Source organism: Rhodopirellula sp. J20-39, from assembly GCF_057365095.1.
Genome location: NZ_CP195123.1, coordinates 7,076,750 through 7,091,513, shown reverse-complemented (window position 1 = coordinate 7,091,513; position 14,764 = coordinate 7,076,750). Strand labels below are relative to the sequence as shown.

The 14,764-nt window shown below is 55.2% G+C and carries 12 protein-coding genes; 3 read left to right on the top strand and 9 right to left on the bottom strand.

Annotated features, from left to right (window positions below):
- The first annotated feature begins 60 nt into the window (after window positions 1–60).
- Window positions 61–1,434, top strand: a complete 1,374-nt coding sequence (locus ACR3ZL_RS25885; protein WP_473650212.1) for a flippase — start codon at window positions 61–63, stop codon at window positions 1,432–1,434.
- A 133-nt stretch (window positions 1,435–1,567) separates the two neighbouring features.
- Here the strand turns inward: ACR3ZL_RS25885 and ACR3ZL_RS25880 are convergent, their stop codons facing one another.
- From ACR3ZL_RS25880 to ACR3ZL_RS25860, 5 genes are all read right to left on the bottom strand, one after another.
- The gene (locus ACR3ZL_RS25880; RefSeq protein ID WP_473650213.1) at window positions 1,568–2,971 is read right to left on the bottom strand and encodes an O-antigen ligase family protein; all 1,404 of its coding nucleotides are present in this window, start codon (window positions 2,969–2,971) and stop codon (window positions 1,568–1,570) included.
- A gap of 180 nt (window positions 2,972–3,151) precedes the next feature.
- On the bottom strand, window positions 3,152–3,427 hold the full coding sequence (locus ACR3ZL_RS25875; RefSeq protein ID WP_473650214.1) for a hydantoinase B/oxoprolinase family protein: 276 nt from the start codon (window positions 3,425–3,427) through the stop codon (window positions 3,152–3,154).
- Window positions 3,428–3,955 carry a hypothetical protein gene (locus ACR3ZL_RS25870; RefSeq protein WP_473650215.1) on the bottom strand — a complete coding sequence of 176 codons (528 nt, stop codon included), beginning with the start codon at window positions 3,953–3,955 and terminating at the stop codon, window positions 3,428–3,430.
- Between the two features lie 340 nt (window positions 3,956–4,295).
- Complete coding sequence (locus tag ACR3ZL_RS25865) at window positions 4,296–5,042, bottom strand: hypothetical protein (RefSeq protein WP_473650216.1); 747 nt, start codon at window positions 5,040–5,042, stop codon at window positions 4,296–4,298.
- A 238-nt stretch (window positions 5,043–5,280) separates the two neighbouring features.
- Window positions 5,281–9,507, bottom strand: a complete 4,227-nt coding sequence (locus ACR3ZL_RS25860; protein ID WP_473650217.1) for a hydantoinase B/oxoprolinase family protein — start codon at window positions 9,505–9,507, stop codon at window positions 5,281–5,283.
- Window positions 9,508–9,624: 117 nt separating this feature from the next.
- On the opposite strand from ACR3ZL_RS25860, the gene ACR3ZL_RS25855 reads away from it, so the two are divergent.
- A complete protein-coding gene (locus ACR3ZL_RS25855; protein ID WP_473650218.1) occupies window positions 9,625–10,023 on the top strand; it encodes a GxxExxY protein in 399 nt (132 codons plus the stop codon).
- A gap of 275 nt (window positions 10,024–10,298) precedes the next feature.
- On the opposite strand, the gene trkA is transcribed toward ACR3ZL_RS25855, so the two are convergent.
- Window positions 10,299–11,645: a Trk system potassium transporter TrkA gene (trkA, locus tag ACR3ZL_RS25850; RefSeq protein ID WP_473650219.1), complete on the bottom strand. Its 1,347-nt coding sequence runs from the start codon at window positions 11,643–11,645 to the stop codon at window positions 10,299–10,301.
- Between the two features lie 4 nt (window positions 11,646–11,649).
- Window positions 11,650–11,841: a hypothetical protein gene (locus ACR3ZL_RS25845; protein ID WP_473650220.1), complete on the bottom strand. Its 192-nt coding sequence runs from the start codon at window positions 11,839–11,841 to the stop codon at window positions 11,650–11,652.
- Window positions 11,842–12,089: 248 nt separating this feature from the next.
- On the opposite strand from ACR3ZL_RS25845, the gene hisA reads away from it, so the two are divergent.
- On the top strand, window positions 12,090–12,815 hold the full coding sequence (gene hisA / locus ACR3ZL_RS25840; protein ID WP_473653452.1) for a 1-(5-phosphoribosyl)-5-[(5-phosphoribosylamino)methylideneamino]imidazole-4-carboxamide isomerase: 726 nt from the start codon (window positions 12,090–12,092) through the stop codon (window positions 12,813–12,815).
- 23 nt (window positions 12,816–12,838) lie between these two features.
- Here hisA and ACR3ZL_RS25835 read toward each other — a convergent pair whose 3' ends face one another.
- Both ACR3ZL_RS25835 and ACR3ZL_RS25830 read right to left on the bottom strand, forming a co-directional pair.
- The gene (locus tag ACR3ZL_RS25835) at window positions 12,839–13,660 is read right to left on the bottom strand and encodes a thymidylate synthase (protein WP_473650221.1); all 822 of its coding nucleotides are present in this window, start codon (window positions 13,658–13,660) and stop codon (window positions 12,839–12,841) included.
- Window positions 13,661–13,720: 60 nt separating this feature from the next.
- Window positions 13,721–14,464, bottom strand: a complete 744-nt coding sequence (locus ACR3ZL_RS25830) for a class I SAM-dependent methyltransferase (protein WP_473650222.1) — start codon at window positions 14,462–14,464, stop codon at window positions 13,721–13,723.
- Window positions 14,465–14,764: the final 300 nt, after the last annotated feature.

Here is a 14,764-nt window from a genome sequence, read left to right as displayed (position 1 = left end):
TATAGAGATTAACGTCGAGTAGATGACATTACGTATCAAAATGAATTCAAGAACCAACCTATGAAAAAGGCCCCGTTTCAGACGACTGATTGTAAGGAAGAAATCGTGGCATTTGATGCTAGGTCCCGCGATCTAAAAGAATTACTGCGAAAAAGCGGCGTTTCGCTTTTACTTAAGATTGCTGGCGGTATCGCAGCATTCGTGATGACCTTGGTTGTAGGGCGAAGCCTTGGAACGACAGGTGCGGGCCTGTTTTTCCTCAGCTTGGCCATGGTGAACGTGACAGCAGGAATTTGTCGCTTAGGGTTGGATCAAGCCGTGACGCGAATTGTAGCAGAAGCTAAAGTAAATCAAGACTGGGAAAGCATCAACGGTGTTTATTCAAGAGCGGTACCTGTAGTCCTGTTGACATCAACGTTCGCAGGAGTTTTTTTCTACTTTGCTGCTCCATCGATCTGTAAGTCGTTTTTTGACGAACCACTATTAGTACCTGTGTTTCGCTGGATGAGTTTTTCGATCCTGGGAGTCACCGTAGCTTGGATCCATTCACATTTCTTTCAAGGTCTTGAAGATATTAAGGCTTTTCAGGTCTTTCAGAATTTAGGCCTGACTGTAGCGTTTATGATTGTTCTCGGGTGCGCGTTTCAACTTTACCCCCGAGAAGCTTTAACTCCAGAAACGTTTGGGGCGTGCTTCTTCATTGGTAGCTGTTTTGCAGCAATCCTTGCGCACCTAGTTTGGGTGCGAAAACATACTTGGTTTTCTTGGTCTGGTTCTGCTCGCGGCTGGCAGAAAATCTTGCCAACGCTGGCACCCTTCTTTGGAATGCTTGCACTGCAGCAATTTAGCAATTGGCTGCCACAAATCATGCTCGGTGTTTTTCAGCCTGCAGATCAAGTTGGTGTTTACAACGCGGCGTTTCGTCTTGCTAATCTAGCGTCGCTGGTGCTCGTTGGGGTAAACAGCGTGGTCTTTCCTAAATTCGCCGCCTTGCATTCTGCGGGCGAATTAGACCGTTTGAAGGCTCTTGCCCAATCCAGCGCCCGTCTTATGGCCATCGGCTGCCTGCCCTTCTTGGTGGTCTTGATGTTTTTCCCCGGTGATATCTTGAGCTTGTTTGGTGAAGGCTTCGCCGGTGGTGCTGTAGCACTCCGAGTCATTGCAGTAGGACAGTTCGTCAATGTAATGACGGGGTCGGTTGGTGGTCTACTTAGCATGAGCGGAAATCAGAACATCTGTCTTCGATGCAATTTGATTTCGTTCTTGGTTATGCTGGTCGTACTTCTGGGGTTGACACCTGTCTTCGGTTCCACGGGGACCGCAACTGCGCAGGCAATTGGAGTCATTGTAAACATGGTACTATTGTCACTTGCTTGTCGGCGTCGATTGGGATTTTCCCCAACCGGCGACTTGTCATTTTTGCGTCAAAGATAAATTCGGCCTCTTGGTGTGCTCAGTAAATGGTGACAAATACAAACTCGAGCAAATCCGATGTTCGCGTGCGAGCCATAAAAACGCTACCGCCAGTCATCCGAATGAAGATGCACCTGAGTTGGGTCAGTATTTGTTAAAGCTGACTTCCTACACGAATCTTTGTGACTTGAGATTGCATGCCGGCAAGGGCGCCGAGCTGGAATAGTATCCAGAAGTTGTAGTCGTAGCTCCAGAATACGGTGGCTATCTCAAGTGCGACGGCGATTAGCATGCCTGCGTAGGAGAACAGTAGGATTGCGTTGCTTGGAAATAGATAGGTGGAGGCGACTGGGCCCAAGCGTAGGGATAGGGCAATCGCGGTAAGCAGTAATGCGGCGAATAAGCCGACGCCAATCCAGCCGAACTGGAGGCCGATGTTGATGTAGGAGTTGTCGACGATCCCTAGCCTTGCACGAATTTTGGGGTCGGTGGGGAGGCCTGGCAAGTTGGCTGGAGGGAAGCCACGCGTGTCTCTCGTGCCATAGCCCAAGGGACCACCTTTGATGACGAGTGGTCCGTAGATTTCAACCACGAATAGTCGATTGCGAGAGCTGGTCATCAGCTTGGGTTGGCTGCTGTCGTCGACCTGAATGATTTGAGAACGCTCAACGCCGGTGCCCTCAGAGTCGAAAAGGCGAATGGCGGCGTCAAATTGAAAGGCGACGATTAGTAAGCCCGCGAGGCTGGTCGCGACCAATAGCCATTTGACGGTCTTGTTGAGGCACGCGGCTACGACTGCTGCTGCCACAAGAATACAGAGAACTGGACCGCGTGAGACGGTTGAGAGAATGCCGAGGCAGATCAGAACGAAGAATGATATTCCGAGAATACGTAGTTTAGGTTGAATGCTCGACCGCGTGAAAAGGTCGACTGCGAACGGGAGCATCGAAAAGAGTACGATACCTAGGAAGATGGGGTGTCGGGTGGGGCCGATGGCTCGGTAGAGCAGGCCGTAGCGGATCCCTTTACTCCTAGTGACCTCGTCATCGACCCCGGTAAATAGCCACTCCCATGCGTTGAAATACGTGAATGCTTCTATAACTGCAAGTAGCGAAATCGATGCTGCGACTCCGGCGAAGAGTGGTGCGAGTTTGGTGAAGGTTCCTGGGTATAGGAACGCGTATCGACCTGCGGCATAGGGTAACAGCCATTTTCCATAGGCAACTGCTGCGTTGGCTGGTAGGCCACCGTCGTAGTACGTGTCGACGAAGACATGCCATACAGTCAGACTGCCAACTAGGTAGTCGAGCACGCTGAGTGCATTAAAAATTTCGCGCCAAGAATGGACGCAGTAGACGACTAGTAGGACGACGGAGGTGGCGACCGGGACATTGATGGGAGTCTGTCCGATCTCAATTTTGAACCAGGTGCCGGCTAACATCGAGCACGCCATGCCAGCACCCAACGCTGTTTCCTTGCCGTGTTTTCGCCCAAACCATGCTGCAACGCAGCAGGAGGCAGCTAGCATAATGACGAACGAGATCTCAGCGTTTAGCATTTTTTACTGTCTTCGTTTTGTGGGCAGGGAAATGCATTGTAGCTGTCTGTTAATGAATCGGGGCGTCAATCAACTACGTACGAGTCTTGGACGAACGGTTGGTCGATTTTGGTGCGCGGTGATGGGACAGGCTAAAGCCTGGACTCCAGCAATAGGGAATGATTCTTGGCAGCGTTATGGTTAGGCAGGGCCGTAGGCTCCGCCACCGGGGGTTTGGATTTTTAAGCGGTCGGTGGGGCGGACTTGGATGGTGAAGGATGAGGGGAGGTTGGTGGTTTCGTTGCCTCGCGATGCGGAGGTGTGTCCCATCGCTCCTAGGTGCATGGGCACGTGAGGGGCGTTGGCAACCAGCGAGCCATCACTGAGGAATACGGCGCAGCTGTAGTCGCGGCGTTCTTTGACGCTGACACTGGTGCGGCGCATCGCTTCTCCCTTCGCTCCGGCGATGCCTTGCACTCAGCGGGCGACCACTTCCATTTCAACGGCGTCGTTGTTGGTAGATTCCGCTGTTTGTGGTTCCCGTTCCGTCCTGGCCAGCGTTCGGTGCGGGGCGCCATGAGAGTTAGCTTGATCGGGACTGGTGACGCGGTGCAGTTGGATCAAGCCCTCGTCGTTAATGCCGGCGGTCCAGTTGTTCTCGACGACCAAGATGGAGTGAGCGGATGCGATGATCGCGGGGCCTTGGATTGGTGTACCGGGCGTCAACGATTTTCGGTCATAGGTCGGTTGGGCTTGATCACTCTTGAAAACGGAGTGGGTCGGTTTAGCGTAGGCAGAAACCGGGGTGGATTTGGCCGCGTTTTTAGCCACGATGATCTTGGATTCACATCGGACTACGACGACTTCGATAGGCATCGTGCGGATATCCAATTCAACGAACCATCGGCAGCAATCGACTTCACCAAGCCAATGCACGTTATGGACCGTGTCATCTAATAGCGTCGTGGCAATTGTATGCCCTGCGCTGCGAAACCCTTTTTTCAACTTGGTTATGCTTGATGAGCCGATCGATGTCGGCGTGTCGATTGAGTCAATCCGTAAATGAGAAGCTTTGGCGAGGAAGCTCGTGCTTTGTGCTGATGGAGTTTCGTGCCTCACGAACGTGTCGGTTTACCCGGTAATCCCCAGCCCGGTTGGCGACGGGCCATGTGACGTCTTCGTTTATGCGTCGTGCTGCCTTTTTCGTTTCGCCCAATGCTGATTGGGTGGATGCCGGCCATTTTGAGGATCCACCTCCACTTCATTTCAACGCAATGTTCGCAGATGGCCAATGGCGCATTGGCGAATCGCTCGAGGGCTTTGTCGCTTGATTTCGATGTTGGAATCACACGAGGGTGACTATACCGATGATCGTCAGGCCACCGCTTAAGTACAGGAAGGGGGCGTCCCAGGTGTGGGGCGAGATTGCTTCGGTGGCCGTCATTGCGGGGGGCAGTAACAATAACATCGCGATCCATTGGGGCGTGCTGACAACCGAGTAGGTGAAGACAACCGATAGCAACGCGACGACCCAAACGCAAGCACTGCCCTCGATTGACCTGACGTACTCGCGTCCTTTGGCCAGAGAGGGCACTCGGTAGGTGTGCTTTCCGAATCGGATTCCTACTGGTTCGGCTAGCCCGTCGCCCACGCCCGTTACGATCAGTGGGATGCTGATCAATTCGGTGATGTCCAGCTTCTGAAAAATCAAAAACAACATCGTTAAAATCAGCGCTGACACGATTGCTTGGCTAATGATCCAGAGCAACGTATGCGGGCGATCTTCGGGGCGATCAACGGCAGCGAATGATGTCTGCATCAACGAAATTCGCGTTCGAATCGGTTGGGACAGTGCGAGGGTCGCCAGCGTAAACACCGTGATTGTGGTCAAGAAGGTCCATGTGTTTGGCTGGTAGGGAAGCACAGGAGCTATCAAGAATGGACACAGCATCAATGCAAAATGATTGATTTTGCGCGTGTAATTGACCTTCCAACCACGATTGACGACCAACCAACCCGTTGCCCAGCAACACACGGCCAAGAACGACTGATGTAAACCGATCGTCCATAGGTAGTTTGACGGCAAATTCAACAGGCTATTTCACGTGTAGAGATGAGTGGATTCCAATTCAGATGGCTTTGCGAGGTGGTGCCGATCCGAAGTTCTAGCGAGTGGAACATGGGGTGTCCATCTTCTGCTCGCTTGCGTGTCAGCCTGGTGCGGATCCTAAGTGCATGCCGGCAAGTCATCGGGTTTTCATTCGCTGGGGAGCGTTAGTTCGCAGTATGCATTAACCGAACGCCAATGCATTTCGGTTGATCGAGCTGCGTCAAAGTGATTCATGGGATGTGTCAGTTAAGTTTAGTGGAAGCTTCTGCGATAAGGAGACGCCGTAGCCGCCGCCGCCGGGGGTTTGGATTTGTATTCGGTTTCCGGGTTGGACGTTTTGTGAGAAGCAGGCGTTTAGGTTGGTTTTTGTGTCATCGTGGATCCAGGTTTGTTGGCCAGGCTGTCCGTGAGTTCCGCCGCTTAATCCGTAGGGTGTGGTGGTGCGGCGTGATGTTAGCATTGAAACCGTCAGTGGACGCAAAAACTCGATTTCGCGGATGATTCCGTTGCCGCCGCGATGTTGGCCGTGCCCGCCACTGTCTGGGCGGATACCGAACTTCCAGAGTCGGAGTGGTAGGCGTGACTCTAGGATTTCGGGGTCGGTAATCCGGGTGTTGGTCATGTGTGTGTGGACGGCATGAGCTCCCGGTGCATTGGCTGTCGCACCGGATCCTCCGCCGATGGTTTCGTAGTAGCCGAAGGTATCGTCTCCGATGAGGAGGTTGTTCATCGTGCCTTGGGACGCGGCAGCGGCGCCGAGGGCGCCGAGCAGCACGTCGACGACTCGGTTGCTGGTTTCGACGTTGCCCGCTACGACTGCGGGACAGTTGTCGGGATCGAGCTGGCCGTGCGCGTCGCGGGATACGGGAGGATCGAGCAGGCCGGGTGGGATGATCAAGTCAATGCGATCAAGCACGCCATCGCACAGTGGGAGCTCATTCGGGGTAACGCAGCGCAGGACGTACAGGACCGCGGCGGTGACGATGGACCGGGTGGCGTTGAATGCATGCGGGTGAACGTCTCCAGTTCCTGTGAAGTCGATCTTGAGCCGGCGATTGGTTTGGTCGGGAATGAGCTGGACTTGGACCGGCGTGCCATCGTCGAGTTGGTCTGAGAACCGACGGGGCTCATTTCTGAGCGATTCGATCCAAGTCGCTGTTGCTTGCCCGGCGACGTTGAGCAATCGTTTTAAAAGGTGGGTCAGACGCGGTGCTGAAATGGAATCGGCCAACGACTGGATTAGTCGCACGCCCTCACGGCCAGCCGCTTCCGCTGCGGCGATGTCAGCCATGTTTTCGTCGACGTTGCGTGACGGGTAGCGAGCGGATTGGAGTCGATGGCGGATGTCGGTGTGGTAGGTGTGTCCTTGGTAGACCAACGGAAGACTACTTAGGACGACTCCTTCGTCGGTCAGGCAGGTGGCATTGGGGGCCATGGAGCCTGGGACGAGGCCGCCAATTTCGGCGTGGTGGCAGCGTGAGGCAACGAAGAAGTTGCATTGCTTAGGGGAGTCGGCGCTGTCGGAGTGTTCAAAACAGAAGACTGGGGTGACGACCGTGATATCGGGAAGGTGGGAGCCGCCAGCGTAGGGATCGTTGCTGATGAAGCAGTCGCCGGGCTGCATGTTAGGGAACGCCTCGATGATCGTGCGGACGGTGTGTCCCATCGCTCCAAGGTGAACCGGGACGTGCGGTGCGTTGGCGACCAAGGAGCCGTCGTGGAGAAAGACGGCACAGCTATAGTCGCGGCGTTCTTTAACATTGACGCTGACACTGGTGCGGCGGATTGCTTCACCCATCGCTTCGGCGATTCCTTGCACGCGGCGGGCAACCACTTCCATTTCAACGGCGTCGTTGTTGGAGTGATGAGGTGGGGGCGATGATGGAGATGCGGGGGAACCGGCGGCTAGCGCCTTGCCGCTCACGGGGTGTGAGTGATTGCCGGGCTTGGAGGTGGAACACGCCTCACGTTGCTCGACCCTTCTTGAGGGCGGGTGAAGTTTGGGGGGATCAGCGGTTAACGCCGTGCCGCTGACGGGGAGTGAAGGGGGGCTGGCGATTGGGTTGCGGTGGAGTTGGATGAGGCGGTTAGCGTCGATCGTTGCGGTCCAGTTATTCTCGACGACTAAGATTGAGTGGGCTGACGCGATAATTGCAGGGCCTTGAATCTGTGTTCCTGGCGTTAGCGTTTCGCGGTCAAAGGTTGGCTGGTTCGGATCACTTTCGAATACCGAGTCGGTCGGTATAGCGAAATCAGAATCTGGGGTGGAGTTAGTTGCGTTGGTTACGGAGACGATTTTGGATTCGCATCGTACTGCGACGACTTCGATGGGCATTGCATGGCGAGCATAGCCAAAGGTTTCTTGGTGTTTGGCGTCCATGCGATCGGCTAGTGATGCCAGTGGGGCGATCGCGATTTCTAGGGTCGATTGAGTGCCGAGGTAACGTAGGTCAGCGGTGATGGTGGTGTGGAGTTCGCTTTTGTTGAGCCTGGCGGTGTCGATGCGTTCTTCGGTTTGCAACCGTTCAAGGCAATCTTCTTGTAGGCTGGCCGCCATCTCGCTTAGGCGGTCAATCGTATCGGGAGATATGACCCGAGCAGTGTTCAGCGACGGTGATGTTGTTGAATCGGCGGATGGTGCGATCGTGGCTAAGTACGGACGCGTGAGGATCCGTCCGATGGGTGCGTTGCCGATGCCGACGGCGGAAAGGATCCCGGCTTGGGCGTGGTCGACGGCATGGTGCATGTTGAGTGCTTCAGCGACCTGGCAGAGGTGGCCACCGGCAGCTCCTCCGAAACCGACCAGCGACATTTTGCGGACGTCGTTGCCCGCGGCGGTTGTGACGACTCGTGCGGCTTCGGCCATTTCAGTAACGGCGATTTTCAGGAACCCTTCCGCTAGCGTTTGAGGGGACGTGGCGATGGAAGGTGGTAGTTCGTCGAAGATCGCTTGCAGAGCGTTATGAGATGCATGCGGATCCAGAGGGAATGGAAAGCGATCAATGGGAAGGCGGCCTAGGACCACGTTGATGTCGGTAATCGTCAGGGGGCCGCCGCGTCCGTAGCAGGCTGGGCCTGGGTTGGCGCCGGCGCTATCGGGACCAACGAAGAGGCGTCCGTCTCGGACTCCGCAGATCGAACCGCCACCGGCGGCAACCGTGTGGATATCCATCATAGGTGCAAGGATGCGTATGCCCGCGATCTGGCTTTCTTGGCGGCGCCCCAGTTGGCCGTCGAAACGACTGACATCGGTGCTGGTGCCACCCATGTCGAGGCCCACAGCACCGGCGAGGCCGAGTTGCCGTGAGATCAGTTCCAACGCGACGACGCCACCGGCGGGACCGGACAGCACACTTTCGCGGCCACGGAACGCACCTGATGAAACGAGCGTTCCGTTGCTGGTCATCCAACGCAGGTTGCACCGATCGCCGCCAAATTGCTCGGTCACTCGGTTGACGTAGTCTTCCAGGACAGGTTGCAGATAGGCGTCGAGCGTCGTTGTTTCGGCACGCGGGACGATGCGTGGTAGTGCTGCGATTTGGCAAGATCGAACGACACGTTCGAACCCGGCTTCGTGAGCAAGTTTCGCGACGACCTTTTCATGAGCATCGTTTTGATAAGCGTGTAGCAAACAGATTGCGATGACATCGGGGCGGCTATCGGATTTAGCAAGGGTTCTCAGTCGCTTTGCGATGGTGTCGACATCAAGTGGGATCAGTTCATCGCCTTGAGCGGTCAGACGACCGGGGATTTCGATGATGGTTTGCGGCAGCGGTTCCGGCTTGACTATGTCCAAGGCGAACAAGTCCGGCCGATCTTGCGTTCCGATATGCAGTAGGTCACCGAAGCCTTCGGTGATCAGCAAGGCGAGCGAACTTCCGCTGCGGGTTAACAAGGCGTTGGTTCCGCGGGTGGTGCCTAGACGAGCGTTGAGTGCGGGCAGTGGTTGTGCAAGTGGGATTTGCAGCAAGAGGCGTGTGGCGAGGACCGGGGCTTCGATTCCACCATCAAGCGTGAGCGTTTCGCCAGCGGAAACGGAGTCAACTGCTACGCGGTCGAGCGATAGTTGAACTTGGGAGAGCTCCTGATTGGCGGGTTGATCCGGTGCAACGATTTGAATTTCTGGCAGAGGTGTAACTCGGCATTGTGTGATTTTCCCAAGCGGGGTGCCGGACTGATTGAGAAGTTGCGCGCCGGTCCAGAAGTCTTCGTGCACGAACTTGGTCGGCATTTCGACCGTCAGTGAATCGGATTTCACTGAATCGACGACGGCGGTGACGAGTCCGCTGCTGAGTACTTTGATGCTTCGCTGGATTTGCGAAGTAGAGGTGCCTGACGGATCAGGAAGGTTGACCAAGCAATCGGTGAACGTGCCGCCGATGTCTGCCCAAACGTTGATGATGGCCCTAATGTCCATGTTGGATTGGGACTTTATCGATTGAGTCATATGGACGTGATTCGCAGATAGGTCGGAGGCCGATGCGGTCTGGTGTTTGGTGGGGTAGCGTGCAATGACCTATGCTATGAACGGCTACCGCAGTTCTTTGTCTACCGGAGCGAAACAGTGTTTAAACAGGAGGGGTACGACTTTATGGGGGCCGCGTTTGAAGTCTACAACGAACAAGGCTACGGTATGGCCGAGGAAATTTACCAACAGAGTTTGGAGATTGAACTCGGGATGCGAAGCATTGTTTACGTCAGCAAGGTGGAACTAGAGGTCTACTATAAAAACAATCTGCTTAGCACAAAGTACCGGCCCAACCTTCTCGTGTTCGGCGAGATTGTCGTCGAACTGAAGGCGATGAAGGATACTTGTTCGGATCATGAGGCTCAGCTTTTCAACTGCATGCGAGTTTCTCGAAAACGCATCGGGTATCTAGTCAATTACGGACGCAGTGATGGATTGCAGTGGAAGCGGTTTGTACTAAGCGATCTTCATCCTGGAAGTCTTGGAGAACGCTAATCGACGCTAATTAACACTAATGAAGAAGGAATGAATTGGATGCCTGCTTCGTGTTCCATCCCTCATGACGCATCATGCTTTATTAGTGTCAATTAGTTGGGATTAGTGTTCATTGCTCCCGCCGGTGAACGGCTACGTTTTGACGGGCAGCGTACTTGCTGGTTGCAGATTGACTTTATTAGATGCCCCGTCTATGAATATGAGCTTCGACTAACCGACAGGCACAGGTCGCATCGCCTTGAGGCTGCTTGCGGCCGTTTGGGACATGACACGATTCAGCTGGGGTTGAATAGCTTCATGATTTCGTCGGAATCGTTTAGGTCGATCAGAGCGACGATGATATCGCCGACCTTCAAGACGTCATCGGCGGTGGGGACTCGGACGAAGCCGTCACGCTGAATCGCGGCGACCAGACATCGACCGGCAAGCGGAAGGTTTGCCAGCGAGGCCTTTGTGACAGGGGTCCCGATCAGGATTTCCAATTCATAGACACCGATGGATCCGTTGGGCAGCTTGCTTTGGCTGATCACGGCGCCTTCGTTGAGGAAGCCCAAAACCTGCCGAGCGACCACGTCACGTTCACTGACGGCTAGGTCGATTCCCAGTTTGCCGACAACGTTGGCGTAGTCAGGTCGTCCGACGATACACATAACTCGCGACGCCCCCAGTTCACGGGCTTCGACGCCAGCCATGATGTTGCTTTCGTCGTTGCCGGTGCAGCCAACGAAGTAGTCGACCGTGCCACCGCCTTCGTCTTCGAGAACGCTGCGCCGGTTCGCGTTGGCATGGACGATAGTGGCGTGCGGCAACAACTTGGACAGTTGTTCGCAGCGATGTTGATCGTGTTCGAGAAGGACGATTCGGAAGTCTTCACGTCCGAGTAGTCCGGCGAGGTGATAACCCGTTTCGCCACCGCCGGCGATCATGACTTTAACTTGCTTGCGATTGCGTTTGCCGCTGCCGAACGCTTGCCGGGCAAGGCTGATGGCATCGGGCATACCAACCAAACTGACTCGGTCGCCGACATGTGTTTCGTCGGCACCGCTGGCGATCCACATGCGTCCCTCACGAGCCAGCGAGCCGACTCGCACGCTGGGCGGAAGGTCGAGGTCCATCAGTTTCTTGCCTGCGGCTGCTGAGCCGGGAGCGACTTCCATTTCGTAGACCTGCAGTTGTCCACGAGCGAAGTGTTCCAGCGGGATCGCGTCGGGGTTGCGGATCGCTCGGGCGAGCTCGGAAGCGGACAATTGTTCGAGGGAGAGCAGACTGTCGATACCGAAGTGTTGTTGGTAATCGAAAGTGGCCAGGTCGCGGAATGCGGGCGCGTAGACCCGTGCGATCGCTCGCCGGGCACCGAGTGCTTTGGCCATGCTGGCGGCGACGATGTTGACTTCGTCGTTCCCGGTCACCGCGAGGCAGAGGTCCGCGCTGAGTACGTCGGCGGAAAAAAGCACGGTGCTTTGAGACGCGTTGCCCTCGATCGCTCGTACATCGAGTTCGCTGTTGATCGAGCGGACGATTTCAGGGTCGCTGTCGATCAATGTGACGCTGTGTCGACGCCGACATAACATGTCCGCGATCCAGCGTCCTACCGTTCCTCCGCCAAGCGTTAAAATTCGCATTGAGTTAGGCCATCCAATCCATGACGAGCAGCACGACGAATACGATCGCCATGAAGCCGGTGATCCAGCGGGCCGTGTGTGCGGCATGCTTTAGAATCAGCGTGAGGTCTTCGTGTCGGGTGGCACCAAAAACCAGCGAGATTGCGATAATCAGCGGTAGGTAGTACAGCAGGTAAGTGGGTGCGATCGAAAGCATCACGGGTCCGCGATAAAGGTTCGGCCTAGTTGCAACGGAAACCCAGCGAGTACGTGGGACGGTTGCGACTTCGTATGAGGCGTATCCTAGTTGAGATGGCCAAAGCATCGCAACGGCTTGAATTTTTGGCCGTTTTGAATCATCGTTCTGCGGTAATTCCACTGCAGGGTGTGGCGGCGATCGAGATTGGAAAGTCAGGCCGCACTTTTGCGTTTCCCTGTGTATCTACCCGTGTTTTTGGACGTTTGATGGAAATTTGGCCCGCGATTGACCTCCGCCATGGCAAACCAGTGCGTTTACGTCAGGGAGACTATGACCAGCAAACCACTTTTGGCGACGATCCCGTTGAATTTGCTAGGCGATGGCAGGATGCCGGAGCGAAGTGTCTTCACCTGGTCGATTTGGATGCCGCGCGAGGCGATGACCCCACGGCAAATCGTGATGCCGTCGGGCGAATTGTGGACGCGACGGGTTTGCCCTGCCAAATGGGTGGTGGAGTTCGTGATGAGGAAACGATTGCCGCGTTGATCGAGGTGGGGGTTTCTCGGTTGGTTGTCGGTTCGCGTGCCTGCAAGGAACCCGAATGGTTCACGACGATGTGTGACCGGTATCCAGGCAAACTTGCCGCAGGGATTGATGCTCGCGACGGTTTGGTCGCGACCCAAGGTTGGTTAGAAACCAGCGATGTGTCGGCGATTGATTTGGCAAAGAAGTTGCGTGAGGCGACCGCGAACATTGCCGCGATCATCTACACGGATATCGCTCGCGACGGAATGATGCAGGGACCTAACTTCGAGGGCCTGGCGCAGATGGCTGCCGCGACGGATATCCCGTTGGTAGCCAGCGGTGGTGTAACGACCTATGAAGACGTACAGAAGTTGGTCGAAATGAAAATGCCGGCGGCGATCATCGGCCGTTCGTTGTATGACGGCGTGATGGAGCTGGAGAAGGTTTTGGAAATTGCGACGGAATAGCTATTAGCTATTGGTTGCTAGTGCTAGACCGCGACTGTTGCTTTGATGTGAGGGTGCGGGTCGTAGCCGACCAATTCGAAGTCTTCAAATTGGAAGTCGTTCATCGATTCGACCTTGCGATTGATTTGCATCGTGGGTCGAACTCGCGGTGTGCGAGAGAGTTGCTGACGAGCTTGGTCGAAGTGGTTTGAATACAAATGCACATCGCCGAGAGTGTGAACGAACTCACCCGGCTTCAGGCCTGTCACATGCGCCATCATCATCGTCAGTAGTCCATAGCTGGCGATGTTGAAGGGCACACCGAGGAACATGTCGGCACTGCGTTGATACAGTTGGCAGGACAATTTCCCACCAGCAACGTAGAACTGGAACATCAAGTGGCAGGGTGGCAGTGCCATGTTGGGCACGTCGGCGACATTCCAGGCTGAAACAATCAGTCGCCGCGATTGTGGATTGGATCGGATTTCGTTTTCGACCCAGGCGATTTGGTCAATCGTTTCGCCGGTCTTGGACGGTTCGGTTTGAGTTGAGGTGCCGGTCGGCCAGCTTCGCCATTGGTGCCCATAAACGGGGCCGAGGTCGCCATTTTCGTCAGCCCATTCGTCCCAAATCCGTACACCGTTTTCTTGCAACCACTTGATATTAGTGTCGCCACGCAGGAACCACAGCAGTTCGTAAATAATGGAACGAACGTGGAGTTTTTTGGTGGTCAGCAACGGAAAACCATCAGCCAAATCAAATCTCATTTGGCGACCGAATAGGCTGCGGGTGCCCACGCGGGTGCGGTCGTCTCGGTCGATGCCGTCGTGCAGGACTTCGTCAAGGAGTTGCAGGTATTCGAGCATGAGTGCCTCGAGTGCGATTTGGAGTTGAGGTTTTTGGGCGAGAGCTGGCCGGGAGTAGCTTTACTCGTCTTCGGGCTTTTGCCAATCGAGCGTCCAGTGTCGATCGCTCGTCATTTCAATGCAATGCGATGGAATCCCAAATGGAGCGACGCTTTCGCGGATCTCGTCCAGAGTCAAAGACGCGTGCAATGATTGACGCAACAATTGAGCTGGCGATAGGGGGGCGTCCGAGGCGGGCTCGTTTGTGGGGGCGGATGATGCGGTGTGTTTACCGACAAGTTCCTCCACTTCGGCTTCGGTGGCCGGGCGAGCGAGATCGCGGATAAATAGCCGACCACCTGGTTTCAGGCCCCTGATGGCCAGTTGGATTGCATTGGTCGGGGTTTCTAGATGATGCAGGACGGTATTGCAGATGATGGTGTCAGCGATCTCAGTGTGCAGACCCTCGGGATCGTGCAGGTCGATCTGTTGTAGCTCGATCTGGTCGACACGCCCCGCCATTTCGAGCTCGAAGCGTGCCAGTTCCAGCATTTCAATGCACGAATCAATGCCCATCACATGCAGGTACGGCAACGAGGTGGCGTTGGGCAACTGGTCGTACATGTCACATAAAAGGATCGGGATCAGCGCTGGTCCGCAGCCCATGTCGATTACCAGTGGGCCTACCGCGGGGGGGCCGTTTTCGGGCGATGCGAGTAGATCGGCAACGAATTGACGGTTGACCGTGTCGTTGTCCATTGCGAGGTAGGCATCGGCCTCTAACTTGGGGTTTTCGGGTAGGGGCTCACAGACGCGGGGGAGCATTTGGGAAACTCTCAGGGGTGGTGGGAAGCAAGTGGACGGCAAAGTGTCGAAATCGGGCAGTTTTCGGTTTGGGGAGATTTGATACCCAAAGGCCGAAGATCGCAATTATGAGGGGCTTTACCCACTTTTTTGGAAAAACGACCCCACAAAAATCCGTCCACCAACTAGAACATAATGTTCAGTGCCTGACCTGGACGGTCTAAGAAGATAGGGAGATTTTGCGGCCTGGCGAAAATGGTCTGAGTTGGACGGTCTCGGATCATCCTTTTGTTGCCTTTTTCTAATCCGTTCCAGAAGGCA